At 62.0% G+C, this 26477-nt stretch carries 26 protein-coding genes and 1 pseudogene; 15 read left to right on the top strand and 12 right to left on the bottom strand.

Going from position 1 to position 26477, the window contains the following annotated elements; translation table 11 throughout:
* Window positions 1–7: 7 nt before the first annotated feature.
* Both V3587_RS21635 and V3587_RS21630 read left to right on the top strand, forming a co-directional pair.
* A complete protein-coding gene (locus V3587_RS21635; protein WP_054187512.1) occupies window positions 8–883 on the top strand; it encodes an SGNH/GDSL hydrolase family protein in 876 nt (291 codons plus the stop codon).
* Between the two features lie 52 nt (window positions 884–935).
* A complete protein-coding gene (locus V3587_RS21630) occupies window positions 936–2312 on the top strand; it encodes a spinster family MFS transporter (RefSeq protein WP_054187513.1) in 1377 nt (458 codons plus the stop codon).
* Window positions 2313–2364: 52 nt separating this feature from the next.
* Here V3587_RS21630 and V3587_RS21625 read toward each other — a convergent pair whose 3' ends face one another.
* Both V3587_RS21625 and V3587_RS21620 read right to left on the bottom strand, forming a co-directional pair.
* On the bottom strand, window positions 2365–3621 hold the full coding sequence (locus V3587_RS21625) for a Tat pathway signal protein (protein ID WP_283377156.1): 1257 nt from the start codon (window positions 3619–3621) through the stop codon (window positions 2365–2367).
* Window positions 3618–4946, bottom strand: coding sequence for a lipase family protein (locus V3587_RS21620; RefSeq protein WP_116057753.1), 1329 nt, complete (start codon window positions 4944–4946; stop codon window positions 3618–3620). The genes V3587_RS21625 and V3587_RS21620 overlap by 4 nt, the downstream gene beginning before the upstream one ends.
* A gap of 156 nt (window positions 4947–5102) precedes the next feature.
* Between V3587_RS21620 and V3587_RS21615 the strand changes: the two genes are divergently transcribed.
* Genes V3587_RS21615 through V3587_RS21605 form a run of 3 tightly spaced genes read left to right on the top strand, consistent with a single transcriptional unit; the run spans window position 5103 to window position 8551 of the window.
* Window positions 5103–5852 (top strand): succinate dehydrogenase cytochrome b subunit, encoded by a 750-nt coding sequence (locus tag V3587_RS21615; RefSeq protein ID WP_283377155.1) that lies wholly within the window; start codon window positions 5103–5105, stop codon window positions 5850–5852.
* Window positions 5853–7805, top strand: a complete 1953-nt coding sequence (locus V3587_RS21610) for a fumarate reductase/succinate dehydrogenase flavoprotein subunit (RefSeq protein WP_007730764.1) — start codon at window positions 5853–5855, stop codon at window positions 7803–7805.
* Window positions 7802–8551 (top strand): succinate dehydrogenase/fumarate reductase iron-sulfur subunit, encoded by a 750-nt coding sequence (locus tag V3587_RS21605; RefSeq protein WP_283377154.1) that lies wholly within the window; start codon window positions 7802–7804, stop codon window positions 8549–8551. The genes V3587_RS21610 and V3587_RS21605 overlap by 4 nt, the downstream gene beginning before the upstream one ends.
* A gap of 3 nt (window positions 8552–8554) precedes the next feature.
* Here V3587_RS21605 and V3587_RS21600 read toward each other — a convergent pair whose 3' ends face one another.
* Window positions 8555–10036, bottom strand: a complete 1482-nt coding sequence (locus tag V3587_RS21600; RefSeq protein WP_042446385.1) for an anion permease — start codon at window positions 10034–10036, stop codon at window positions 8555–8557.
* Window positions 10037–10463: 427 nt separating this feature from the next.
* On the opposite strand from V3587_RS21600, the gene lepB reads away from it, so the two are divergent.
* From lepB to V3587_RS21550, 10 genes and pseudogenes are all read left to right on the top strand, one after another.
* The gene (lepB, locus tag V3587_RS21595) at window positions 10464–11207 is read left to right on the top strand and encodes a signal peptidase I (RefSeq protein ID WP_042446389.1); all 744 of its coding nucleotides are present in this window, start codon (window positions 10464–10466) and stop codon (window positions 11205–11207) included.
* Window positions 11208–11313: 106 nt separating this feature from the next.
* Complete coding sequence (locus V3587_RS21590) at window positions 11314–11667, top strand: glyoxalase superfamily protein (protein WP_003942961.1); 354 nt, start codon at window positions 11314–11316, stop codon at window positions 11665–11667.
* 55 nt (window positions 11668–11722) lie between these two features.
* Window positions 11723–12772, top strand: coding sequence for a saccharopine dehydrogenase family protein (locus tag V3587_RS21585; protein WP_042921555.1), 1050 nt, complete (start codon window positions 11723–11725; stop codon window positions 12770–12772).
* Window positions 12769–13353 carry a TetR/AcrR family transcriptional regulator gene (locus tag V3587_RS21580; protein WP_003943180.1) on the top strand — a complete coding sequence of 195 codons (585 nt, stop codon included), beginning with the start codon at window positions 12769–12771 and terminating at the stop codon, window positions 13351–13353. The genes V3587_RS21585 and V3587_RS21580 overlap by 4 nt, the downstream gene beginning before the upstream one ends.
* A 21-nt stretch (window positions 13354–13374) precedes the next feature.
* Window positions 13375–14001: an SMI1/KNR4 family protein gene (locus V3587_RS21575; RefSeq protein ID WP_054187516.1), complete on the top strand. Its 627-nt coding sequence runs from the start codon at window positions 13375–13377 to the stop codon at window positions 13999–14001.
* A complete protein-coding gene (gene galT / locus V3587_RS21570; RefSeq protein WP_047269402.1) occupies window positions 13998–15098 on the top strand; it encodes a galactose-1-phosphate uridylyltransferase in 1101 nt (366 codons plus the stop codon). The genes V3587_RS21575 and galT overlap by 4 nt, the downstream gene beginning before the upstream one ends.
* Entirely contained in the window at window positions 15098–16228 is a 1131-nt protein-coding gene (gene galK / locus V3587_RS21565) for a galactokinase (RefSeq protein WP_099697153.1), read from the top strand. The genes galT and galK overlap by 1 nt, the downstream gene beginning before the upstream one ends.
* 119 nt (window positions 16229–16347) lie before the next feature.
* Window positions 16348–16797 carry an RrF2 family transcriptional regulator gene (locus tag V3587_RS21560; protein WP_003943059.1) on the top strand — a complete coding sequence of 150 codons (450 nt, stop codon included), beginning with the start codon at window positions 16348–16350 and terminating at the stop codon, window positions 16795–16797.
* 31 nt (window positions 16798–16828) lie between these two features.
* Window positions 16829–18021, top strand: a pseudogene (locus V3587_RS21555) (globin domain-containing protein).
* Window positions 18022–18113: 92 nt separating this feature from the next.
* On the top strand, window positions 18114–18737 hold the full coding sequence (locus V3587_RS21550) for a LysE family translocator (RefSeq protein ID WP_007730629.1): 624 nt from the start codon (window positions 18114–18116) through the stop codon (window positions 18735–18737).
* 2 nt (window positions 18738–18739) lie between these two features.
* Here V3587_RS21550 and paaK read toward each other — a convergent pair whose 3' ends face one another.
* From paaK to V3587_RS21505, 9 genes are all read right to left on the bottom strand, one after another.
* Window positions 18740–20041, bottom strand: a complete 1302-nt coding sequence (paaK, locus tag V3587_RS21545) for a phenylacetate--CoA ligase PaaK (RefSeq protein ID WP_158170385.1) — start codon at window positions 20039–20041, stop codon at window positions 18740–18742.
* Between the two features lie 41 nt (window positions 20042–20082).
* Window positions 20083–21162: a 1,2-phenylacetyl-CoA epoxidase subunit PaaE gene (paaE, locus tag V3587_RS21540; RefSeq protein WP_007730625.1), complete on the bottom strand. Its 1080-nt coding sequence runs from the start codon at window positions 21160–21162 to the stop codon at window positions 20083–20085.
* Window positions 21163–21166: 4 nt separating this feature from the next.
* Entirely contained in the window at window positions 21167–21625 is a 459-nt protein-coding gene (gene paaD, locus V3587_RS21535) for a 1,2-phenylacetyl-CoA epoxidase subunit PaaD (RefSeq protein WP_047269445.1), read from the bottom strand.
* Between the two features lie 65 nt (window positions 21626–21690).
* Entirely contained in the window at window positions 21691–22608 is a 918-nt protein-coding gene (paaC, locus tag V3587_RS21530; RefSeq protein ID WP_007730623.1) for a 1,2-phenylacetyl-CoA epoxidase subunit PaaC, read from the bottom strand.
* A gap of 28 nt (window positions 22609–22636) precedes the next feature.
* Entirely contained in the window at window positions 22637–22954 is a 318-nt protein-coding gene (gene paaB / locus V3587_RS21525) for a 1,2-phenylacetyl-CoA epoxidase subunit PaaB (protein WP_007730622.1), read from the bottom strand.
* Window positions 22951–23919 carry a 1,2-phenylacetyl-CoA epoxidase subunit PaaA gene (gene paaA / locus V3587_RS21520; protein ID WP_007730621.1) on the bottom strand — a complete coding sequence of 323 codons (969 nt, stop codon included), beginning with the start codon at window positions 23917–23919 and terminating at the stop codon, window positions 22951–22953. The genes paaB and paaA overlap by 4 nt, the downstream gene beginning before the upstream one ends.
* 92 nt (window positions 23920–24011) lie before the next feature.
* The gene (locus V3587_RS21515; RefSeq protein WP_007730619.1) at window positions 24012–24797 is read right to left on the bottom strand and encodes an enoyl-CoA hydratase-related protein; all 786 of its coding nucleotides are present in this window, start codon (window positions 24795–24797) and stop codon (window positions 24012–24014) included.
* Between the two features lie 27 nt (window positions 24798–24824).
* Window positions 24825–25682 carry a 3-hydroxyacyl-CoA dehydrogenase family protein gene (locus tag V3587_RS21510; RefSeq protein WP_007730617.1) on the bottom strand — a complete coding sequence of 286 codons (858 nt, stop codon included), beginning with the start codon at window positions 25680–25682 and terminating at the stop codon, window positions 24825–24827.
* Window positions 25679–26407, bottom strand: a complete 729-nt coding sequence (locus tag V3587_RS21505) for an enoyl-CoA hydratase/isomerase family protein (protein WP_007730615.1) — start codon at window positions 26405–26407, stop codon at window positions 25679–25681. The genes V3587_RS21510 and V3587_RS21505 overlap by 4 nt, the downstream gene beginning before the upstream one ends.
* Between the last annotated feature and the right edge of the window lie 70 nt (window positions 26408–26477).

The following is a 26477-nucleotide window of genomic DNA, read 5'->3' as shown; positions in this document are numbered from 1 at the left end:
GCCTCGAGTGACGTGGAAAACGCGCAGCGCAGCCATTCTGGCAGGCGTCGTGGCTGCCGGTTCGATCGCGGCTCTCGGGACCGGTGTGTCGAGTGCCGAGACACCGGTCAGCACTATCCAGTACGTCGCACTCGGCGATTCCGCGGCGGCCGGCCCACTGGTCACCGCGCAGGACTCGTCGTCACCGGGCTGTCTACGATCACTCGACAACTACCCGTCCGTGGTGGCGCGAGAACTCGGCGCTGAACTCACGGATATGACCTGCTCGTCGGCGCGATCCGCCAACGTCACGGACACCGCACAATCGACGTTCTCCGGTCAAGTATCACCGCAGGCAACAGCATTGGGGCCTGATACCGACCTCGTCACCATCACCATCGGTGCCAACGACATCTCGTTGTTCCCGACAGTTCTGAGCTGCGTCAATCCACTCCCCGAACCCGCCGGAACGTCCTGCCGTGACAAGTTCACCTCCGGTGGCGTCGATCAACAGCGACAAATGATCGAAAATGCGTCCACAGGTTGGAGTTCCATGATCGAAGTCGCGCAGGATCGAGCACCGTCGGCGCGCATCGTCGTGGTCGGATACGGAACATACATCCGTGGTGGCGGCTGCCCCGGCACTCAGCCGTTCTGGCCGCGCGACGCCGACTATCTCCAGAGTGTGATCGACTACGGCAACACGGTCATGGCAGCAACTGCGGCCCGTCACGGCGTCGAGTACATCGACATCACCGAAACCACTGCCGGGCATGACATCTGCACAGACCCTGCCACTGCTTACTACACGGGAATCGTCCCTACCCAGCCGGCGGTTCCACTGCATCCCACTGCGGCCGGGATGCAGGCGATCGGGAAAACGGTCGCCGACGCTCTGTCCTGAGCCTCTCCCCCAACACAATTCATTCAGCACTCGCGAAAAGGGTGGAACAATCATGTCAATTCAACGAGACGCTCCGCCGCTGCCGTCCATCGACGGCGCCCCTGTCGGAACACGTGACAAACTTCTCGGCGGCACACTCGTCGCCCTGTTTCTCGCGAACATGCTCAACTTCTTCGACCGGGCGATCCCCTCGGTCGTTGCCGAGCCGATCAAGAACGAGTTTTCGCTCAGTGACTTGCAATTGGGATTGATCACCTCTGCATTCACCCTCGTCTACGCAGTCGCAGGACTGCCTCTGGGCCGGTTGGCCGACACGAAGAACCGTCCCAAGATCATCGGGATCGGACTCCTGGTGTGGAGCGGACTGACGGCAGCAACCGGTGCCGCCGGCAGCTACGTGCTGTTCATCCTCGCGCGTCTCGGCGTCGGTGTGGGCGAAGCGACCTTCACACCCGCAGCAAACTCGATGATCGGCGATATCTACCCGGCGGAACGACGCTCACGCGCACTTGGTGTCTTCATGCTCGGTTTGCCAATTGGCCTCATGCTCGCCTACTTCACCGTCGGCAAGATCGCCGAGGCATTCGACAGCTGGCGTGCACCGTTCTTCCTCGCGGCGATTCCCGGTGTCCTGCTGGCAGTCGTGCTCTACCGCATGGCAGATCCGGTTCGTGGTGGTTCCGAAAGTCCGGAGGCCCGCGCAGCCGCTGTTTCACAGGCACCGATCACCCGCCCGATCCGTCGTCTGCTCGCAATTCCCACGCTTCGTTGGCTCATCCTTGCCGGGCTGACGTTCAACTTCGCCGCCTACGCAGTGAATTCGTTTGTCGTCCCACTGCTCATGCGCCAGTACCACCTGAAGCTGACTGCGGCGGCATCGGTCACGGGCATCATCGTCGGAATCACGGGCCTGATCGGATTGCTTCTCGGCGCTCGCTACGCGGACAAGGCCAGCGCACGCTCACCGCGCGCACGGTTGATGATCGGTGTCGGAACCTCGGCATTGGCGGCACCTTTGACGGCGCTGGCACTGTTGCAACACGGCGGAAACGTCGTGATGTTCACGCTCTTGTTCTCGGCCGGGTGGCTTCTGGCCTACGGCTTCTACATCAGCGTCTACCCTGCCATTCACGACGTCGTGGTTCCCAGGCTCCGCGGCACTGCGACTGCGTTGTTCTTCGCTGCCATGTACCTTCTCGGCGGATTCTCCGGACCGGTTGCCGTTGGAGCGATCTCGGACTGGTTCGCCAAGCGTGCACTTGCAGATGCCGGTACCGGGAAGTTGGCTCAGTACGCCGGCGACGGGTTGAACTCGGCCATGTATCTCGTGCCGATCATGTTGGCACTCACCGCGGTATTCATCTACCTGGCTACCCGCACTGTAGGCAAGGACTCCGCGCGCATGCAAGCGGAGCTGAGCCAGGCCTGACCGACAAGTTCACGGGCGGTGGCGGGACCCTGAGGCCCCGCCACCGCCGAGTTCAGTTGACCGTAATCGCCAGAGTCGACAACATGGACCGCAACATGTCCGGCAAGCGAGCGATCATTCGCTGCTCGGTTATCCGAACGGAGACGGGCGCGGCCAGCGTCGCTCGCCACAGTTCCGGTTGATTCTTCATCAGGTTGTTGTAGACCGGGAGCAACTGATCGTTGATGTAGGTCCAACGACCATCCCGGTCCGCCCAGTTGAAGTCCGGAAGCGGCGTTTGCACAACAGCATTGCCCACCGCGAACGAGAGCGGGCTCGACTCGCGTGGCGGCACGACGCCAGGCATCGACGGTGATGCGGCGAAGGTGGTCAGGTAAGTCAACGAGCGACCAACGCTGCCGCGGTAGGCCTTCGCCTCGTCCCACTGATCACCCACCGACTGGTACTGCTCCCTTCGCAGCAGACGCACATTGCCGTCGAAGACCGATTCCGGTGTCCCCGAAGCAATGTTGTTCCACGCGATACGGGCGTTCTCGTCGAGCAACCCTGCGCGATCGAGTTCGGCGATGCCGTCGACACCGTCGTGAACCCACGCCATGTGCATGGGAATCAGGTCCGAGAAGATGTGTTTGCTCATCGCAATCACTTTCCCCTGGAACCACATCACGTCCTCGGGGCGAATCTCGTGGCCGACCTCGAGAAGTGCCGCAATGTCCTCGGGTGCTCCCATCGACGATGCAACCGGCGACCCGATGCGGTCGATCTCTCGCCAGACCAGTGCCATCGCCTCGCTGATCGCTTGGACTTCCAGCACAACCCGCCCGTAGTCCAAGTCGAGGAGTCCACCGGCGAAAGCGGGCCCGACCATTCCTCCCATACCTGCCCACTGCAGCTCTCGATGCTCGAGCTGGAGTCGCTCGTAGAACTGGAAAGTGTTGGTGAGGTTTCCGAGATTCGCGTGCACACCGTCGAACGGAGTCCACGAAGCGAGATCGATACCTGCCGACTCCGTCCCGACCGCGAGCCAGTACTGCTTGAGCAGTGTCTGATAGCGATGCGGATCCACTCCCGAGGCTCGGGCGGTATCCACCAAAGACCGCAGCGTCGCGGAATCCGATGGCAGAGAAGGATGCAGGCCGCCCGTGGCTTCGGCGTTTGCGTTCACTGCTTCCAGGTCGAGGTACCTGTCGAGCTCACCAGTACCCGCGGACGCCCTGCCTCCCAGTACGACGGCACCGCCGATACCTGCCGAAGCAACGAGAACCGTGCGCGCAAAATCCCTGCGCGTCAGAGACTTCCGCAAGCTCATCGTCCCTCGGCTTCGTCGAACGTCTTTGCCAGCCAGGCGATGTCCTGCATACCCAGCTGATCGGTCACCGTCTTGTACAGGTTGGTCACGTAATCGAGCGGCCCGCACTGCGACGGGAGCAGGTCCACGTTGCCGCCGTCTGCTCGATATGTCTGCGCCAAGTGCTCTGCCTCACTGAAGGGAACGAGAAAGTCGTCCTCACAGGAAGAAATCAGAAGCTTGGAAGCCGGCGCCTGCTTTCCCAACGTGTTGTCCGCGTACGCCGCGGCCAGCGCAGGGATCGTTCGGGGCGAAGGGTTGGTGAGTAGGACGTCGAACGGAACGAATGGGAGTCCGAGGTAGAGCGCCTGGCAGGACGCGCGGAAGGCTGCGGCGACGTTGTGACCGATCGGAGTCAGATGGTCGTCGAGCCGAACGTCGGGGTAGCCCGCGTCGAATCCGAGAATGCTCGAGAAGACGAATCCGGAACCGATCCCACCGGCCGCTGTTTCCTCGAACGTTGCCGGGTCGATCATCATCGCCTGAATGGCACTGGCCTGGACGTTCAGTTCCGGCGCATATTCATGGGCCTGTTCCGCGGCAAAGCCCGCTGCGACACCGCCTCCGGCGACACCGTAGATGCCGACAGGGGTGTCTGATTCGAGGCCGCCTTCCGGAAGCGCGAGTGCTGCCCGAACGCCGTCGAGCGTTGCCTTCCCTGAGAACTGTCCGATCGAGAACGGATGGGGAGCAGTGTCGCCGTCGTTGCCGACGTCGCTCATCATCACTGCCCAGCCGTGGCCGAACATCTGAGCCACCGGGCCGAGCGCCGAGAACATCGCCGGGTCGCTCTGATTGCCGCCGGTCCACTGGTGACTTGGTGCGCAGTTCGCGCCGAGGCTGTCGTTCGCCTCGGCGTATCCGATGATCTTGCGATCACCTGGCGCAGTTCCGTCCTCGGGAATCATCAGAATTCCGGTGCTGATCACCTGCCGACCGAAGTGATCAGTGGTGGTGTACATCAGTTGATGAGCCGAGACCACGTCGGGGCGGACCTGGTAGACCTGCACGCTGACCGGACGCGCTTTGAGAAGTGTGCCGGGGGCGGTACCCGGCTCGATTTCGGGTTCGTCGAACCACGGATCATCGGACGAGAGCCCGAGTGGAGTCAATTCGGTGGAAATGTCAGCGCCTTGGAGTGCCTTCACGACCAACGGATTGAACACGTCGGCCAGGTCGACGGTCTCCTGCGCACCAGCCGGCGACCCCACCGCAAACAAGGCCACTGCCAGGGCCGATGCCGTTCCGGCGCGCCATGACCACCGTCGCCACGTCGAGTCAAACATCGTTCACGAGTTCCTTACTTTCGGGTAATGAGCACCCCTACACTCCCATTCACCTGCATTAACAGACAAGTCGGGCACCCATCCGTTGGCCGAAAACCCCGATCGGGCTTAGGCTGACGGCACCTGTCCGGCAAGTCTGGCGTGGGAGGTTTGTCTGTGAGTGCTCCGACCCGTGTATCGCGAGCTACCGGCGATTCACTCCAAGCTCGACCGCGGCCGTCCAACATCACGTGCAAGATTCTGATGGCCGTGACAGGACTGATCTTCACCGCTTTCGTTCTCGTCCACATGATCGGAAACCTGAAGGTCTACACCGGTGCCGATCACTTCGACGACTACGCACACTGGCTACGAACGGTGTTCGAACCCTTCCTGCCCTACGAGGGACTTCTGTGGATTCTTCGCATCGTCTTGCTCGCGTCATTGGTCGCACACGTCTGGTGTGCCTGGCTGCTCACCGTCCGCGGACGCCGAGCTCGAGGAAAATTTCGACGTAAAGGTCTGGGAATCAAGTCCTTTACAGCGCGCACGATGCCCGTCACCGGAGCTGTGCTGCTGCTATTCGTCATTTTCCACATACTCGACCTCACGACCGGAACCCGACCCATCGGCAGCAGCGAGTACGAAGCGGCCACGCGCACACAGAGTTACGCATACGACAATCTGATTGCCAGCTTCGAGCGTCCGCTGGTGGCAGCGTTCTACATCGTCGCGATGGCTCTGCTGGCAATGCACCTCGCACACGGACTCTGGAGCGCGGTCAACGATCTCGGCGTGACCGGCCAACGACTGCGCCAGATTGGCGTTGCACTCTCCGGAATCTTTGCGCTCGTCGTGATGGTCGGAAACATGTCGATCCCCATCGCGGTCATGACCGGCGCCATCTCGAAGACAGGAGCGTCATAAGTGAACAGCTTCGAACTCGACGATCTGCGCAGCATCGGGACACCGGTGGACGGTAAGGTCCCGGCCGGCGATCCGGCGACGGCCTGGCCCACTCGCAAACTCGACTACAAGCTCGTCAGCCCACTCAACCGGCGCAAGTTCACGGTCATCGTCGTCGGTACCGGCCTCGCCGGCGCGGCCTGCGCCGCCTCCCTCGGTGAACTGGGCTACCACGTCGAGTCCTTCACCTTCCACGATGCACCCCGCCGTGCACACAGTGTCGCCGCGCAAGGAGGCATCAACGCTGCTCGCGCTCGAAAAGTGGACAACGACAGTCTCGCCCGCTTCGTGAAGGACACCGTCAAGGGCGGTGATTTCCGGGGCCGTGAGGCCGACTGTTTCCGTCTCGCCGAAGAATCCGTACGCGTCATCGATCACATGAATGCCATCGGGGCACCGTTTGCTCGCGAGTACGGCGGCACTCTGGCCACCCGATCCTTCGGCGGCGTTCAGGTGTCGCGCACGTACTACACGCGCGGGCAGACAGGCCAGCAGTTGCAGATAGCGTCGTCGCAGGCACTGCAACGTCAGATCGCAGCCGGAACGGTCAACCTACACACCCGAACCGAGATGCTCGATCTCATCGTTTCGGACGGGCGAGCACAAGGGATAGTCACACGCGATCTCGTGACCGGTGAGATCGGCGCCACCACAGGCCATGCCGTCGTACTGGCATCCGGCGGCTACGGAACCGTATTCCACAAGTCCACACTTGCGAAGAATTCCAACGCCACGGCCGCGTGGCGAGCGCACCGACGCGGTGCGTTGATGGCTTCACCCTCGTTCATCCAATTCCATCCGACGGCGCTTCCCGTCAACTCCGAGTGGCAGTCGAAAACCATTCTGATGAGCGAATCCCTGCGCAACGACGGCCGGATCTGGGTACCGGCCAAGCCCGGAGACGATCGTGAGCCCGGCGACATTCCCGAAAACGAACGCGACTACTACCTCGAGCGCAAATATCCTGCGTTCGGGAACCTCTCTCCCCGCGACGTCTCTTCACGGGCCGCCCGCGAGCAAATCGACTCCGGTCACGGCGTCGGCCCTCTGAAAAACAGTGTGTACCTGGATTTCCGCGATGCGTTGGCACGGCTCGGCCGCAAGACCATCGAGGAGCGATACGGAAATCTGTTCTCGATGTATCGCGACGCCACCAGCGAAGACCCCTATACGGTGCCGATGCGCATCGCCCCCGGAGCCCACTTCACCATGGGAGGACTGTGGAACGACTACGACCAGATGACCTCCATCCCCGGCTTGTTCGTCGGTGGTGAGGCAGGCTGGGGATACCACGGGGCCAACCGCCTCGGCGCCAATTCGTTGCTCTCGGCATGCGTCGACGGCTGGTTCACCCTCCCGTACGCGATTCCGAATTATCTTGCACCGCTACTCGGATCCACTCCACTCGAACTGTCCGATCCCGCTGTGACGTCGACGCTCACTGACGTGAGGGGTCGGGTGGACCTGCTGCTCTCGGTCGGCGGAACACACGGCCCCGACAGGTTCCATCGACAACTGGGCGAGATCCTCTATGCGGGTTGCGGTGTCACCCGAACGGCCGAGGGCTTGACCAAGGCGATCGCCGAAATCCGCGCACTGCGAACCGATTTCTGGTCGAACCTGCGAGTTGCCGGCAGCGGAAACCAGTTCAACCAGGAGTTGGAAAGGGCCGGCAGGGTAGCCGATTTCCTCGAGCTCGCCGAACTGATGTGCGTCGATGCTCTCGATCGTGACGAGTCCTGTGGAGCGCACTTTCGTGCCGAACATCAGACTCCCGACGGCGAAGCGCAGCGAAACGATCAGGACTGGTGCTTCGTCTCCGCGTGGGAAACCGCCCAGGACGGCAGACACGTTCGACACGACGAGCCGTTGTCCTTCACCGCTGTTCCACTGCAGACGAGGAACTACGTATGAAAATCACCGTGGACGTGTGGCGCCAATCCGGACCTGAGTCGTCCGGCGCATTCGACACCTACCAAATAGACGACGCGACGGTGGAGATGTCGCTGCTGGAGCTCCTCGACCGACTCAACGACCAACTCGTGGAGAGCGGCAACGAACCCATCGCCTTCGATTCCGACTGCCGAGAAGGGATCTGCGGGTCCTGTGGCATCACCGTCGACGACGTTCCCCATGGGCCGGTTGCGAACACTCCCACGTGCCGTCAGCACCTGCGCAGCTTCTCCGACGGTGACCGAATCAAACTGGAGCCGTTCCGCTCCGCGGCCTTTCCCGTGGTCCGAGACCTCGTCGTCGATCGCTCTGCGCTCGACCGGGTGCTCGAAGCCGGTGGATACGTTTCGGTCAATGCAGGAACCGCGCCGGACGCAGACAGTCAGCCGGTCTCGCATCAAAGTGCCGAAGCTGCACTGGACTTCGCCGCGTGCATCGGCTGTGGCGCTTGCGTGGCAGCCTGCCCGAACGGTGCCGCGCACCTCTTCACCGGGTCCAAACTGACCCACCTGTCTCTCGTCACGCAGGGCCGCAACGAACGTGGCAAGCGGGCCCGAGCGATGTCGCACCAGATGGAGGCCGATTTCGGGCCGTGCTCGACCTACGGTGAATGTGCGCAGGTGTGTCCCGCGGAGATACCGCTGACCGCGATTGCCGCTGTCAACAAGGAATCGATGCGATTCGGATTGCGGCGCAAGGACAACTGATCGTCACCAGGCGCCGATCAGCTTCATCCACGCGCCGCCGATGATCGTCCAGATCAGGATGATCACGACGCTCATCACGAAACCGATTCGGAACCACTCCGAGGTCTTGATGTATCCGGAACCGTAGATCACTCCGGCCGGACCGGACGCGTAGTGCGAGATACCGCCGAACAGGCTGCCGATGAAGCCGAATACCAGGGCCGAGAACAGCGGCGGCGCACCGGTTGCCACCGCCGCGCCGAGAAACACCGCGTACATGGCGACGATCTGCGCGGTGTTCGACGCAAACAGATAGTGCGCGTAGAAGTACACCAAGGTCAGGATCGCAAAAGCCCAGATCCACGGCAAACCGTCGACGCTCGAGGAGACCTGGGTTCCGATCCACGAGATCACGCCGAGTTCTTCGAGATGGCTTGCCATACCGACCAGAACGGCAAAGAACACGAGCGTCTGCCACGCCCCGGTGTCGTGGACCAGGTTGTTCCACGTCAGCACCTTGGTCACCAACAGGATGCCGATTCCGACGAATGCTGTTGTAGTGGCATTGACGTTGAGCTGCGAGCCCAGGCACCAGAGCACCAGCAGCAGAACGAAGGTGGCGGCCATGATCTTCTCGTTGCGGCTGATCGGACCTGCCTTGCGCAGTTCCTCCCTGGCTTGCTCGGGTGCTTTCGGAGTCTTCAACATCGTGGGCGGGAAGATCTTCGACATCACCCACGGGATCGCGATCAGACTCGCAATTCCCGGAACCGATGCTGCCAGCGCCCATTTGCCCCACGAGATGTCGATGCCGATCTTGGCAGCCGCATCGACGGCCACAGGGTTACCCGCCATGGCGGTGATGAACATCGCGGAGGTCACGACGTTGACTTGCAGCGACGTGAGCAGCAGATATGCTCCGAGCTTCTTGCGAGAGTCCTCGGGCTCGGGATTGGAGTCCTCCAACTTGCTCAGCGAGACGATGATCGGATAGACGACGCCACCCGCACGGGCGGTGTTCGACGGCGTCGCCGGAGCAAGTATCAAGTCCGTCAACGCCATTCCGTAGGACAATCCGAGACTCGACTTGCCGAGTTTGGTCACGAACATGAGCGCAACCCGTTTGCCGAGTCCAGTGACCAGAAAGCCCTCGGCAATGAAGAACGATGCGACAATCAGCCAGATCGTGGTGTTACTGAAGCCGGACAACGCTTCCGTCGGCGTCTCGGTCTGGGTGATCATGGCGATCGATAGGCCTACCAGCGCCACAGAACCCGTCGGCAGCGGCTGCAAGATCAACGCCACGATGGTGCCGACGAAGATTCCGAGCATGTGCATGCCCTTGGGATCCACACCGTCCGGAACAGGCATGAAATAGATGATCAAGCCGAGGACGACGGGCACCGCAGCCGGGTAGTACCGCCTGAGCACTGATTGTTTCGACGGCTCCGCCGGCGGTGTCGTCTCAGAAAAAGACTCAGTGCTTTCGGATTTGGCCTCGGACATTTGCATCTCCTCGACTTGTCGCCCCAGGTGATCGCCCCAGATGATTGTCCCCCAAACATCAGGTTTTCGTGCGGTCAATCCAAGTTCGAGAGAAATTGCCCGGAAGTACAGTCGTCCTTACGAGGCGCTGTCTCGCACCGACGCTTCAGTGGGAGAATGCCCATCTCTCGCAAAAGATTGTGCCAATCGATCAACAGAGGCGCCGGCGTGCTGCACGCTTGAATCTCGGAGAGTTGTTCAACCTGCTTCTGCGAAAGGTATTCGTCGGCACGATGTTTGGGTCAGGACTGCGCGGATTGCCGATCTCGACCGGATCTTCGCGCGTGATGTGATCCAATTCCGAAGCATGTCAGCCGACAGACAGACCCACGAACCGAGAAGATTCGTATCGGGCCGACGACTGGTTGCGCCATCTATTGTCGGGAGTGTGACGGAATCCGACGCCCACGAGGACTCGACCGACTCCACTGAATCGGCAGTGGCCGATCACCCGAGGAAACGTCCACTGTGGCGTGAGATTCTGATCCTCGTTGTCGTCGCACTTGTCCTGAGTGTTGTCATTCAGAACTTCGTCGGACGCATCTTTCTGATCCCGTCGGAGTCCATGGAACCGACACTTCACGGATGCACCGGCTGCACGGGAGACAAGATCCTCGTCGACAGAATCAGCTATCGATTCGGGGATCCGCAACCTGGGGATGTGGTCGTGTTCAAGGGACCCGAGTCCTGGAACGACGAGTACAAATCCATTCGATCCGACAATTCGATTGTTCGCGCGTTTCAGGGACTCGGGTCCATCGTCGGCTTGGTCCCGCCGGACGAAAACGACCTCGTGAAGCGGGTAGTCGCGGTCGGTGGCCAAACCGTACAGTGTCTGTCCGAGGAAGAGGGGCTTCGGGTGAACGGCAAGCCGCTGACCGAGCCGTACATCGACAAGCGCATTCCGGGCAACGATACCTCTTGTCAAGGAAGGTATTTCGGGCCGGTCACGGTTCCCGACGGGAACCTGTGGGTGATGGGCGACAACCGCGCCCATTCGAAGGATTCACGTTTCCATCTCGATGACGAACACAGTGGAACGGTGCCGATCGACAATGTCATCGGCAAGGTTCAATTGATCGTCCTTCCCTTCTCACGGTGGGGAACTGTGAGCTCGTTCGATCCGCAGTGACAGATCGAATCAACCAGGCGGCCCGCATCTTCGGACGGCACAGTCGACATGGCTCCGCTTTCGGACGATCATCGAGCGCATCTGTTACCGAGGGTAGGAGAACCACATGCGCGCTCGACGCATCACCGCCAATCTCAAAGTCGCCGATGTCGGAACCGCCAAGAGCTTCTACTCCGACTTTCTCGGCCTGAGCACCGAAGAGTTCAACATGGGGTGGGTCGCTCGCTACACCTCTCCCGACACCGGCGCGAACGTACAGCTCGTCACGCACGACGCCACTGCAGCCGAGGACTCGGTCATCTCAGTCCACACGGACGACGTCGACGGCGCCTACGAAGAGGCCCGCAGGCTCGGCTACGAAATCGTGCACCCCATAACGACCGAAGAGTGGGGTGTTCGCCGATTCCTCGTCCGGGCACCCGATGGCAACGTCGTCAACATCGTGCGACACCGGGACTGAGCAGCGGAAAGAACCCCATTCGACGTTTTAGGTCATTTGACCTAGAGTTAGGTGCATGACCGATTCATTGCAGTATTCAGCCGACGGCCCGATCCTCGTGGCCGGCGGATACGGAACCGTGGGCAGCGCCCTGACAGCGTTGCTCGCCCCCGACTTCCCACTACTCCTCACCGGACGCACCCCCGAGCGAGGCGACGAACTGGCCGGCCGTCACGGCGCTTCCGTCCGCCGCTGGGACCTCCTCGACCCGACACCCTTCGACGCGTCCGTACGCGCGGTCGTTTCGACGGTCAACGATCCCCACGATCGTGTCCTGTCCGCCGCCGTCGAGGCCGGCATTCCGTACGTGGACATCACCCGCTGGACAACCCGCGTCGCTCGCGCCGCCACTCTGGCGGGTCAGAAGTCGCCGAGCGCACCGGTGTACCTGTCGTCCGGATGGATGGGCGGAGTCACCAATATCGTCGCCGCAGCGCTGGCCGAGGAACTGGGTGGCGCGAGCACGATCGACGTCTCGATTCGCTACGACGTCAACGACATTGCCGGGCTGGACTCCGTCGACTTCATCGATCGGCTCGGGCAGGATTTCGAGGTGATGCAGCAAGGAAACCCGATCACCGTCAGCCCGTTGACGGATACACGCTGGGTCGACTTCCCCGGATCGCGCACCAAGGTCGGAAGAATCGACACTCCGGAACAATTCACGTTCCCCATGACCTTGGGCGCCGAAACTGCCAGCACTCGAATAGGTTTCAGTTCGAATGCATCCACAACTGCGCTGCTCGCCGCCAAGAAGGTGGGTCTGTTCCGTTGGGGTCGCGGCGACCGCTTCACACCGCTACGACGCGGACTCCTGTACTCGCCGGGCAAGGGCGGGAGCGCGCAAGTACGCATCGATGTCACCGGCCCGAGCGGCACGACAAGCGCGACAATCGTCGACCGGCAGGGCCAGGCTCACCTCACCGCGGTGGGCGGCGCGTTGGCCGTCAGACGAGCCTTGGCCGACGATGCCCGGCCTGGAGTCACTTTCCCCGAATCGCTTCCGAACCCTCGCCGCACCGTCTCCGAGTTGGAGAGCTTCGGGGTGGCAGTATTGCGACCATGACCCTCTCCAAGGGCGCCGCCCGTGCGGCAGCACTTCTCGACGCAGCAGAACAGGTCCTCACTACTCAGGGCAATGCCAACTCGGCAATGCGCGATTTCGCAGCCGCGGCCGGAGTGCGGGTAGGACATCTGCAGCACTACTACCCCACCCGTGCAGATCTGATACGCGCAGTGATGTCACGTGCATTGACCCGCTCACTGGATCGCCTTGCCGTCGTCCCCGATACGGATCAGAGCCTTTCCCGCGAGGAATCCGAACACTTCATCGGAGTCCTGCTCGGAGAACAGGACGACCAGGCCACGGTGCGTCTGTACGTCGAAGTATGGGCCATTGCAGCGGCGGACCAAGAAGTCGCGGTCGTGCTTCGAGACTTCTACGCCCAGTACATCGCACACGTAGAGCGCGCAGTCGCGTGTGCACAACCGGAGCTGGATGCGGCGGAACTTGGCGCGACAGCGCAGACCATCGTGAGCTTGCTCGAGGGTTCCGCAATTCTCCGATCGGGAATCACCGGCCGAAAGTCCGAGGCTTCGGACCGAAAGCTCGTGGACACACTGCAGTACCTGATTCACGGGTCCTGACTCGGACGTATCGTAAAGCCCATGAGCGTTGCAAACGAATGGAGCCGAATCGAAGCGTGGTGCCGTACAAACGCACCGGTGACGGCTGCAGCGTTTCAACCAGGACTCGGTGACGCCGTTATCGAGGAATTCGAAGCCTCGACCGGCGTCACGTGGCCCCAGGAACTTCGCGACCTGTATCGGGTCCACAACGGCAGCCTGACCCACGACGACCGGACCGGCCTCTTTCTCGGCAGCGTGCTCCCGGACAAGTTCTTCTACCCCATAGACGTCGCAACAGAAGTTCGTCTCACTCTGCTCGAAACGTGGGACGAGACGATCTACGAGAATCCAGACCTCTACGCCGAGGACGAGATGGATCGACACGATCAACGCGACGCAGGCACTGCCGCAACCATGTTCATCCCCTCGTTCGTTCCCTTTGCCGGACTGGACGAGTACCACTACTTCGTGGACACCCGTAGCGGCGCACTCCACCATTGTGTGACCGAGTATGCCTCGGACGCCACTGACAACGGCGGTCCGATCTGGGCGTCCATCTCGGTAATGCTGGCCGCCCATGCCGTAGCGCTGGAAACAGGATCAACGATCGGAGTGTGGAAACCCGTTGTCAGCAAGGGTGTTCTGGAATGGGAAGTCGACGCATGACACCCAAGCAGGATCCGACCCGTCGCACCCTCGCCGACGGGCGTCAGATCTTCTACTTCGACGATGCCGGCAGTGCCCGCGCCCACTCTGCGCGAGATTCCCGCGAATTGCCGGCTCTCGACCACTCGTCTCGGATGAGATTCGACGTTCTCACCGGGGAGTGGATCACCATGGCTTCGCATCGCATGACACGGACACATCTCCCCTCCGCCGCCGAATGTCCATTGTGCCCGACCGACGAAACACGCACGCCCACAGAGATACCCGACGGAGACTACGACGTCGCGGTGTTCGAGAATCGGTTTCCGAGCTTTGCCGCGGCGCCCGAGGAAGACATTGACAGTCCCGGAGACGGTGCGGGCGATCGCCCAGCGGCCGGTCACTGCGAAGTGATGTGCTTCTCGAGCGATCACACGGCGTCCGTCGCCGAGCTTCCACTCGAACGCATGCGCACGATTGTGGGTGCCTGGATTTCTCGGACCGAAGAGTTGTCGGCGGATCCGCTTGTGGAACAAGTGTTCTGCTTCGAGAACCGCGGCGAAGAAATCGGGGTGACACTCACCCATCCACACGGACAGATCTACGCATACCCGTATGTCACGCCACGCACCCGATCGATGCTGACGCAGGCGCACAAACACTTCGAGCGCACCGGTCGCTCACTACTCGGCGATGTTCTGGCGTTCGAGCGCGAGGACAAGGCCCGGTTGATCTACGACGGAGATCACTGGAGCGCCTACGTCCCGACCGCCGCACGATGGCCCATCGAGATTCACCTGGCACCGCACCGAGACGTCCCGGACCTCCCCTCCCTGAACGACCAAGAGCGCGAGGAGCTTGCGGTCGTCTACCAAGATGTCCTACGCCGTATCGATCGCTTCTATCCGGGCGTCGACCGGGTACCGTACATCGCGGCTTGGCACCAAGCTCCCGTCCGCATCAACCGACCTCTGGGCCGACTGCATCTTCAGCTGTTCTCGATCTTGCGCGCACCGGGCAAACTCAAATACCTCGCCGGGTCCGAGTCCGCCATGGGCGCCTGGGTGAACGACACCGTTCCCGAGGCAGTCGCGGCCCGTCTACGGGAGTTGAAATAGTGGATACCGTCTCGAACAATTCTGTGCTCCAACAGTTTCACGCCACCTACGGCTATCCGGCAACCGGAGTGTGGGCGGCACCCGGTCGAGTCAACCTGATCGGTGAACACACGGACTACAACGGTGGATTGTGCCTACCGGTCGCTCTCGAGCAGCGAACACTGGTTGCCGTCGCACTGCGCAGCGACGGGGTCGTCCGCGTGCACAGTCGGCAATCCGCCGAGACGTACACCGGGCCCCTCGGCGACATCGCCACAGGGTGGGCCGCCTACCCCACAGCCGTTCTGTGGTCTCTTGCGCGCAGAGGCCTCCCGATCGAAGGAATCGATCTTGCCGTCGACTCGTCGGTACCGGTCGGGGCCGGGCTATCGAGCTCCGCTGCCCTCACCTGTTCGGTTGCGTTGGCCGTCAACGAACTTCATGATTCACCTTTCGCCCGCGATGAGCTGGTACAGGTGTGCATCCAGGCCGAGAACGACGGCGTCGGCGCACCGACCGGAGGGATGGATCAAACCATTGCCCTCTTTGCTCAGCCCTCGACTGCGCTCCTGCTGGACTGCCAGGACGGATCCACCGAACCCATACCTTTCGAACTCCACGGTGCAGGGTACGAACTGATCGTCATCGACACCCGGGTCAAACACTCGCTCGCAGACGGACAGTACGGAATGCGGCGCTCTCAATGCGTCGCTGCAGCAGCAGCTCTCGGCGTCGGCAGCTTGCGAGAGGCTACAGCAGACCAGGCCGAGACAGTGCGAGACCCGATCCTCCGGGCGCGGGCACGGCACGTCGTGACCGAGATCGAGAGGACGCGGAAGACCGCAGAACTTCTGCGCAGCAGCAGATTCAGTGACGTCGGCGAGCTGTTCGACAACTCGCACGCCTCGTTGCGCGACGACTTCGAGGTCTCGTGCGATGAACTCGACGTCGCCGTTGCCGCAGCACGACGCGGCGGCGCGATCGGTGCGCGGATGACCGGCGGCGGATTCGGAGGCTCAGCCATCGCGCTGGTTCCGGAAGGAAGCGGAGCGGAGGTCATCGCATCGGTGAGCCGCGACTTTGCGGCGCGAGGTTGGCGAGCACCACACTTTCTCGGCGTCGTTGCCGGGGGTTCGGCCGCCCGTCTCTGAGCGAACGGCACGTTCAGCGCACTGGAGGTGCCGAACGTACCGTTCGCCCTGGTTGGGACACCTCGAGATCCCCCTCACATAAATAGTCATTTCAGATGCGAATTATGTAGGTTCAGATCATGCAACTGACGCAGTTCACCGATCTGGGATTGCGCGTCGTCATGCGGTTGGCAGTACTCGACGCGGATGCCTCCCCCAGTACCCGGGATGTTGCGCAGCAGCTCAACGTGTCGTACTCCCATGCCACCAAGGTGGTTACACGGCTCGGTGAGCTCGGCATCGTGACAACCAGGCGCGGCCGCGGCGGTGGGCTTTCCATCACCGAACTCGGCCGCACCGCCACCATCGGCTGGCTGGCCAGACGCCTCGAAGGCCCGGGTGAAGTCGTCGACTGCGAAGGCGACAAACCGTGCCCATTGCGCGGAGGTTGCCTCCTTCGAAGTGCGTTGCGCGAAGCACAGGAAGCGTTTTTCGTTTCACTCGACGCGGTCACGATCGAAGACGTCATCCGGCAGCCGTCCAAAACTGTCCTGCTACGCCTCACCACCCGGAGCGACGAAGCAGGCTGATCAATCGAATTTCGACCGAACGGAGCAGCTCATGCTTTCCCCACAGTCAACCGAGGTCATTCGCGCCACCCTTCCCGTGGTCGGCGCCGCCATCGGCGATATCACAACCCTGTTCTACCGCAAGATGTTCGACGCACATCCTGAACTCGAACGTGATTTGTCAATCGCGGCAATCAGAAACAGGGCGAACAGCAGAAGGCTCTCGCCGGCGCCATCGCGGCATTCGCGACGCTTCAGCTCGAGCCGGACAGCGCCAAGGTCGATCTCATACTTTCACGTATCGCCCACAAGCATGCGTCGCTGGGAATCACTCCCGACCAGTACGCAATCGTGCACGAACACCTCTTTGCCGCGATCGTCGAAATACTCGGCGATGCAGTCACTCCCGACGTCGCGGCAGCCTGGGACGAGGTCTACTGGCTGATGGCGGAAACCCTCATCACGATGGAGCGTGGCCTCTACCAACTCGCCGGCGTCGACGCCGGTGACGTCTGGCGCACGGTAAGGATCAGCGAACGAGTTCTTCAGTCCGCCGACACCGTCTCACTGACGCTCACGTCGCTCGACGGTAGCGCACTCCCCACCTTCGCTCCCGGACAGTACCTTTCGGTCGGGGTTACGCTGCCCGACGGCGCCCGCCAGATCCGTCAATACAGCCTGTGTTCGATACCGAGCAGCGCAGACTGGCGGATCAGCGTCAAGCGAATCTCCGGAACTCCCGATGGCGAAGTGTCGAACTTCCTCTACAACAACGTATTCGAAGGTCAAGAACTCTCCGTCACCACACCTTTCGGCGATCTCACCATGCCGGACGACAACTCACCGCTCCTGCTCGCGTCGGCCGGAATCGGTTGCACACCGATGATCGGGATGCTCAATCATCTCGTGGACACCGGCGCTGACCGTTCGGTATCTGTCATCCATGCGGATCGATCCATTGCGGATCACGCGCACCGCGCAGAACTCAGCACACTCGTCGACCAGATTCCCGCCGCAACCCTGCACCGTTGGTACGAGGATCTCGGCACGCACGTTGCGTTCGGATCGGTTCACGAAGGACGGGCGGATTTGCAAGGTATTGCAGTGGAGCCCGATACCCAAGCCTTCCTTTGCGGGCCGATGCCGTTCATGTTGGCGATGCGCGCATCGTTGCTCGAAAGGGACGTCCCGGCACAGAATATCCACTACGAGGTCTTCGGGCCCGACAGCTGGGCCAACACCTGAGCGGACCACTGCCTGCGAACTGGACCTTGGCGCGCGACTGCAAACCCTTGTGTACTCGACGAAACATACGCATCGAGTAGTGGGAGACCGACATGATCACGTCAGCGTCGATGACGGGAGTCGCGCTGATCGCCCTGGCGATGGTTCTGACACCGGGCCCCAACATGATCTATCTGGTGTCCCGCAGCATCAGCCAGGGCCGCCGGGCGGGTTTGATCTCGCTCGGCGGAGTCGCAACCGGTTTCCTGGTCTACCTCACCGCCACGTGTGCAGGGCTGACGGCGGTTCTCTTCGCCGTACCAACGGTGTTCACCGCGGTGAAAATCGGTGGTGCCCTGTACCTGGCCTATCTCGCCTGGTCGACACTCCGACCAGGTGGGAAGTCCGCTTTCGAGGTGGGCGAGGTCGACCGCCACGGTAGCGGCCGTCTGTTCGGGATGGGGTTGACCACCAATCTGCTCAATCCCAAGATTGCGCTGATGTACGCGGCCCTGATCCCCCAGTTCGTCGATCCCACTGCGGGTCCGGTCTGGCAACAGGCACTCGTACTCGGCGGCGTGCAGATCCTGGTCGCAGTCACCGTCAACGCGTTGATCGTGTGCTGTGCGGCAGCCGTGTCGACCTTCCTCATGGCGCGTCCGGTGTGGATGCGGGCTCAGAAATGGCTAGCTGGTGGCATTCTCGGAATCTTCGCCACCCGCATGGCCCTGGAGTAGTTTCAGTCCTTCGGACGTTGGTCGATCAGACGACGCGCTTTGCCGATCGAGCGTTCGAGTCCGCCGGGTTCGAGAACGCTCACCTCGACCGTGACACCGATCTTGTTCTTCACCAGCTTCTGCAACGCCGAAGACGCTGCCGCATGAGCGGAAATTGCCGCGTCAGGACGAGCCTCGACGCGCACTGTCAGAGTATCCATCCGGCCCGGACGCTCCAGCACACACTGGAATTGGGGTGCCAGGGCGGGGACGGTCAGGATCAGCTCTTCGATCTGTGTGGGGAACAGATTGACCCCACGCAGGATGATCATGTCGTCGGTCCGGCCGGTGACCTTCTGCATCCGACGCATCGAGCGCGCCGTACCCGGCAACAGACGGGTCAGGTCCCTGGTTCGGTAGCGAATGATGGGCAGCGCTTCCTTGGTGAGAGAGGTGAAAACCAGCTCACCTTCTTCACCGTCCGGCAGCACTTCGCCCGTGACCGGATCGATGATCTCCGGGTAGAAGTGGTCTTCCCAGATATGGAGCCCGTCTTTGGTTTCCACACATTCCATTGCCACACCCGGGCCCATGATCTCGGAGAGTCCGTAGATGTCGACCGCATGCATGTCGAGTTGCTGTTCCAGCTCGGTACGCATCTGTTCGGTCCACGGCTCCGCTCCGAAAACTCCCACCCTCAGTGAGGTCTTCGAGGGATCGATGCCTTTCTTGATCATCGCATCCACGATGGTCAACATGTACGACGGAGTCACCATGATGGCGTCGGGCTCGAAGTCCTCGATCAGTTGAATCTGCCGCTCGGTCATGCCACCGGACATGGGAATGACCGTGCAGCCCAAGCGCTCCGCACCGTAGTGTGCTCCCAACCCACCGGTGAACAGACCGTACCCGTAAGCCACGTGAACCTTGTCCGAAGACCGCACGCCGCCGGCCGAGAGACTGCGCGCGATGAGATCGGCCCAGTTGTTCAGGTCGTTGCTCGTGTACCCCACCACCGTCGGGCGACCGGTGGTCCCCGAAGACGCGTGAATTCGCGAGACCCGGTCCTGTGGCACCGCAAACATCTTGAACGGATAGTTCTCACGTAGATCCGCTTTGGTGGTGAAGGGAAACTTCGCGAGATCGCTCAGATCCTTCAAGTCGCTCGGGTGGACGCCGGCGTCGTCGAAAGCTTTGCGGTAGTGCGGAACATTGGTGTACGCGTGCATCAGGGACCATTGCATCCGCTCGAGTTGGAGCGTCGAAATGCGGTCCCGACTGGCAAATTCGATTTCTTGCGAAGTAGCAGTGACGAGTTCGGTCATGATTGTCTCCGGTGGGCTCAGTGAGGGCGCTGTGCGGGCGGTCAGGCGTCGAAATCGACTGTTATCTGTTCACCGACAGGGAAGGTCTGGCAGGTCAGTACGAAACCCGCGTCGACTTCGTAGTCTTCGAGTGCGTAGTTCCTGCGCATCTCGACGTCACCGCAGGTGACCTTGGCGCGACACGTTCCACAGACCCCGCCCTTGCACGCGAAGGGCAGATCCGATCGGTACTGTTCCGCTGCATCGAGAATCGACTGGTCTCGCGGAAGTGTCGCGGTGGTCGATCGACCGTCGAGCGTGATGGTGACCTCGCTGCCTGGTCCCACAATTCCGGGCTCACGATGCACCGCGACCGGCGGCGCGACGTCGTCGACGTAGAACAGCTCGTGATGGATGCGATCCTTGGCAATTCCCAAGCCGGCCAGTACTTCCTGGGCGTCGTTGACCATCCCGAACGGACCACACAACCAGAAGCCGTCGACCTGGTCGCACGGAACGAGAGAGATGAAGATCTCGCGCAACCGGTCGGCGTCGAGACGGCCCGAGAACAACTCGACCTCGCGCGGCTCGCGAGAGAGAACATGAATAACGTCCAGGCGTGCACCGTACCGGTCCTTCAGGTCGGCGATTTCTTCGGCAAACATGACCGAACGGGTGCGCCTGTTCCCGTACAGCAGGGTGACATCGGCCTCGGGGTTCACCAGCAGTGTTGCAGCGATGGACAACATGGGCGTGATTCCGGAGCCCGCCGCGATCAGAACGTGCCGTCCACCCAATGCCGGATCGGCGACAAAATTGCCAGATGGGCCCTGGACGTCGATTCGATCCCCGGCCTTGACGTCTCGCACCAACCAGGAGGAGAAGAGTCCGTCTGCCACTTCGCGAACCCCCACCCGTGGAGACGCCCCTACCGGTGCACAGATCGAGTAGGAGCGACGGTGTTCGACGCCGTTGATCATCCGCCGCAGTGTCAGTGACTGCCCGGCGCCGAAGTCGAATTGATCGGTGATATCGGCAGGCACGTCGAAGGTGACGGCAACTGCGTCGTCGCACAGTGATTCGACACCGGCGACCGTCAACGGGTGAAATGGTTTGTTCCGGTTCGTCGTTGCGGTACTCATCTGTTCAGATCTCCTTCACGTGATCGAACGGCTCGAGGCAGTCGAGGCAGCGATAGAGCGCTTTGCACAGGGTCGCACCGAATTCCGAACTCAGTCTGGTGTTTGCCGAACCGCACTGGGGGCACAGGATGTCGCGCGGCTTGGCCGTCAAGGTCAAGGCGATCGGGCCGGAGGTGCGACGCGGCGCGGCCCCCGGCACCGAGTACCCGGCCGTCCGAAGTTTCGCGAGCCCCTCTTCGCTGATCCAATCCGAACTCCAAGGCGGCGACAGTTGAGTCTTGATCTGGACGCTGCCGTACCCCGCGTCGGTCAGCTTGTGCTCGATGTCGTCTCGCATCGTCGCCATCGCCGGACACCCGGAATAGGTGGGAGTGATTGTCACACAGACCAAGTTCGCTTCGACGTCGACCGATCGGATGACGCCGAGATCAGCCAAGGTCAACAGTGGCATCTCCGGATCCATCACCGAGGCGACGATCTCCTGCGCCGAAGAGACAGTAGCGGAAGAGACGGTAGCGGCAGTCACGGTCACCACACCCCTTCCGGATGCTCCCGAGCGACGCTCTGCATTTCGGCGAGAAGTAGCCCCAGTGCCCCGGTGTGCAGTCCGGCACGCCCGCCGCGGCCGCCGACGAAACCGGAGAAACGCGAAGGGGGCTCTTCCATTTCGGCTGCATGGAGGACCTGGGCAAGAACAGCGTCGAACTCCGGCCGAACAGTACGCGGGTCCACTCCGACGCCAACTTCTGCCAAGACGAGTTCGTCCTGAGTGGGAACAAAGAGTTCGTCCACGAACGGGAAGATCTCGAGCAAGGCGTCGGCCGTCCGACGCTTGGATTCTGCCGTGCCGGCGCCCAAGGTGACGACCCATCTTGCCGCGTAGTCGCGGTGATAGGTCAGTTCCTTGACGCCCTTGTTCGCCACAGCTGCGAGAACCGGATCGCGCGACATGCGCAGCCGATCGAACAGCGCCAGCCGCCAGGTCGAGAACACGAGTAGCCGAACGACCGTGTGTGCGAAGTCGCCGTTGGCGAGTTCCACCAGTCTCACGTTGCGGAAACCGAACTGATCACGAAAGAAGGCAAGCGCATCTTCAGCCGGCACCGGTGACGTATCGGAGATGAACGGAACCACAGTGGAATCGGCTGCTGCCGCGCGAGCCAGCAGCAGCCTGGCCTGCCCGATCAAGTCCAGGCCGACGTTGGCGAGAGCTACCTCTTCTTCGAGTTCCGGTGCCCGCGTCGACCATTCGGCGAGTCGCTGCGAACTGACGAGCGCGTCGTCGCCGAGCATGAGGCAGTAGCGCGCCAGCGCACCGAGATCGACATCGCCTGGCACCGTGGTGTCGACGCCGGCGAGGGGGTCGTCGAAGCTCGTTCCGAACGCCCACTGACCGTGGCCGTCACCGTCGACCAGGCCGTCGTAGGCACTGTCGTGATCGTTCATCTGTTGGTCCTCGAAGTCGAAGTGATTCTCACATGTGCGGAACGGAGTCCGGGATGTCGTAGAAAGTCGGGTGCCGGTAGACCTTGTCGCCGCTCGGCGCGAAGAACGGATCCTTTTCTGCCGGACTCGAAGCCACGATGTTCGCTGACGGCACGACCCAGATGCTCACGCCTTCGTTACGTCTGGTGTAGACGTCGCGCGCGTGGCGTAGGGCCATCTGATCGTCTGCCGCGCGCAGGGATCCGACATGCACGTGGTTCAGTCCGCGCTTTCCCCTCAGAAATACCTCGTACAAAGGCCATTCGCCCCGCACCTGATCGCGCTGTACCTGATCGTTCTCGCTCATGATGTTTCCCCAGTCGTGCGATCGTGCGCGAGTCTCTCGCGCTGTGCAAAGGCGTACGCGGCGTCGCGAACCCAGGCCCCGTTGTCGTGTGCGGCTTTCCGATTGGTGATCCGCTCGACGCTCGCCGCTCCGTTGCCGCGGACCACGTCCATGAATTCGCTCCAGTCCGGCTCGCCGAAATCGTGTGCGCCACGCTCGGGGTTCCAGCGCAGGTCGGGATCAGGGAAGGTCACACCGAGTATCTCGGCCTGCGGTATCGACATGTCCACGAATCGTTGCCGCAGTTCGTCGTTCGTGTGCCGCTTGATGCGCCACTTCATCGACTGCTCGGTGTTCGGCGATTCGTCGTCCGGCGGTCCGAACATCATCAGAGCGGGCCACCACCATCGGTCGACGGCTTCCTGCACCATTGCCCGTTGAGCTTCCGTGCCGCGCATCATCGTCGCCAACAGCTCGAAGCCTTGCCGCTGATGGAACGATTCCTCCTTGCACACACGGATCATCGCGCGCGCATACGGCCCGAAGGAGCTGCGGCACAGCGGAACCTGATTGCAGATAGCAGCTCCGTCGACCAGCCAGCCGATCACACCCACGTCGGCGTATGTCAGCGTCGGATAGTTGAAAATCGAGGAGTACTTCTGCTTTCCCTCGATCAGTTTGGTGGTCAGATCGCCACGATCGGCACCGAGCGTCTCGGCCGCGGAGTAGAGATACAGACCGTGCCCGGCTTCGTCCTGGACCTTCGCCATCAAGATCGCCTTGCGTCGCAACGAAGGCGCACGGGTGAGCCAGTTTCCCTCGGGCTGCATTCCGATGATCTCGGAATGCGCATGCTGGGCGACCTGGCGGATCAGAGTCTTGCGGTAGCCGTCCGGCATCCAGTCGCGAGGCTCGATGCGCTGGTCTGCCGCGATCGTCTCGTCGAACAGGTTCTGCAGGTCTTGTGGAGCTTCCACGTTGGTCATCGTACCTACCTTTTATTACCGAATGATCGGTTGGTAACTAGTATGCACCGAGGTGTCCCAGCACACAAGAGAATCTTTCGCCGCACCAGAAATCAGCGGCCCTCGAAAACCGGCTTCTGCTTCGACAGGAAAGCCGTGACTGCGCCTCGATGATCTGCCGTGGAACCCAGCTCCACCTGTGCGTTCGCCTCGGCCGCCAGCGTCTGGGAAAGCCCAGGAGCAACGGCACGGATCAGCGATTTCACGTGGGCGAAGGCCGCGGTGGGTCCGTCGGCAAGCTGACGCGCGAGTACCCGAGCCTCAGCTGCGACGTCCTCGTCGGCCACCACGCGATGAACCAAGCCCCACTCCAGCGCGCTCTGCGCGTCGAACTTGTCGCCGAGCAACATCAGGCCACTGGCGCGGCTAGGTCCGAGCGCGTGCACGAGCGCATGACTGAGCCCGGAGTCACTGGCCAGACCGATGCCGGTGAATGCCGTCGCAAAGCTCGCGCGAGCCCCCACGACACGGATGTCTCCGGCCAACGCGATTCCCAACCCGGCCCCGACGCAGGCTCCGCCGATACCCACCACGACCGGGACAGAGAGCGTCGACAGCGCCGTGACGATGGGGTTGTAGTGCGCCTCGACGGTATCCATCGCGTGCGCAGGATCAGCATCCAACGCTGCAGCGTGCTCGCCCAGATCCTGACCGACGCAGAAGTTCTTGCCTTCGGCGAGAATCAACACCGCTCGAACCTCTGCGTCCGTGTGGACCTGCAGCAACGCTTCGAGCAGCTGAGACTTCATTTCGCCGTTGACGGCATTGGCGGCCTTGGGTCGGTCGAGAGTGATTGTCGCCAAACCTCGCTCGATCTCCAAGCGAATCACGTCAGTCATCGATGTTCCTTTCGCAGGCAGTTCGGTTCAGCTCCATGTGTGAAAACCCTGTCCCGTCTTGCGCCCCAACTCGCCGCGAGCCACCTTCTCTCGCAGCAGTGCTGGAGGTGCAAATCGATCACCGAGCGTGCTCGCGAGGTGTTCGGCTATCGCCAGGCGCACATCCAACCCGACCAGATCTGTCGAACGCAGCGGGCCCATCGGATGCCGATACCCCAATTCCATTGCTCGGTCGATCGATTCCGCGTCCGCCACACCCTCTTCGAGCATGCGGATGGCTTCGAGCCCGAGACCGACACCAAGCCGGCTGGTTGCAAAACCAGGTGAGTCGTTGACGAGCACCTCGGCTTTGCCGAGCATCGACACCCATGCTCGTACCGAGTCGACAACCTCGGGGCGGGTCTGAGGCGCCCGGACGATCTCGACCAACAGCGACGCCGGGACTGGATTGAAGAAGTGCATACCGATGAACCGGCCCGGATCCGTCAGCGCTGCGCCGAGTTCGGCGATCGACATGGAACTGGTGTTGCTGGCGATCACGGTGCTTTCTCCGGCAACGGTTTCCGCAGCGGCGAGCACCTCGACCTTGAGGGCCGCAATTTCCGGGACCGCCTCGACGATCAGGTCGAGCGACGGCGGCAACGAGGTCACTGCGTCCACGGTGCTCACGCGCGCCAGCACCGTCGCGGGGTCCTGGTCGTCGAGTTTCCCTCGCTCGTGAGCTCTGTCGAGGCCGGCGGAAACACGCTGCAACGCGGCCGCGGTGTCGCCACTCTCCGCGATGGTGACCGCCCCGCCGAGACTGGCGAACACCTGGGCGATACCCGCACCCATGCGTCCACCGCCGATGACTCCGACGGTCTTCGGTGCAACTGCTTCAGTCATGATTTCTTCTCCAGGAAGGCCGTCATGCGATCGCGCTTGTCCGAACTCTCGAACAGGACGGCCTGGGCGATGTCGTCGGCAAACGGATGCGATCCCGGCGCATCGACGATGATCTTGGTCAATCGCAGTGCCAGCGGGGACAGTCGGGAAATGCGGTCGAGCAGCCGATGCGCTGCGTCGACGTGGCAGTTCGGTTCGGTTACCTCGACAACCAGGCCCGCTCGTAGCGCCTGCTCGGCGTCGAGGTTCCTGGCACCGAGGAGCACCTGCTTCGCGATCGAGACGCCGACGAGCTTCGGCAATCGATAGCTGGCGCCGGCGGCTGCCATTATGCCGAGATTGGGCTCCGGATTCCCGAAGACCGCCGTCGTTGTCGCGATGCGAATGTCGCAGGCGTAGGTCAACTCTGCCCCACCGCCGAGCGCGTAGCCGCTCACGGCGGCCACGGTGGGAAGCGGGAGCTTTCCGATTCGGTCGAACAGCGTGCGGTTGATACCCGCGAACGCTTCCTCTCGTCCGCGCTCTCGGAGCTCCGCGATGTCAGCGCCGCCTGCGAAGTGGTCGCCGCGCCCCGCAAGCAGGAGCAGCTTCGGATCCCGTTCGAGGCGTCCACAAACCTGATGCAGTTCGTCGATCATTTCCGCGTTGATCGCATTGCGTTGCGCGGGCCTGTCGAGGGTGACCACGACGCGATCCTCGCGCTCGTCCACGTGCAGGGTGTTCACATTCGCTCCTTCTCGCTCTTCTCCATTAGTAACCGAACATTCGGTCGTTTGGCAAGGGTGAGAACGAGGA

The organism is Rhodococcus sp. IEGM 1306 (assembly GCF_036541985.1).
Lineage (GTDB): Bacteria > Actinomycetota > Actinomycetes > Mycobacteriales > Mycobacteriaceae > Rhodococcus_F > Rhodococcus_F qingshengii.
This window is presented reverse-complemented; position numbering and strand designations above follow the sequence as displayed.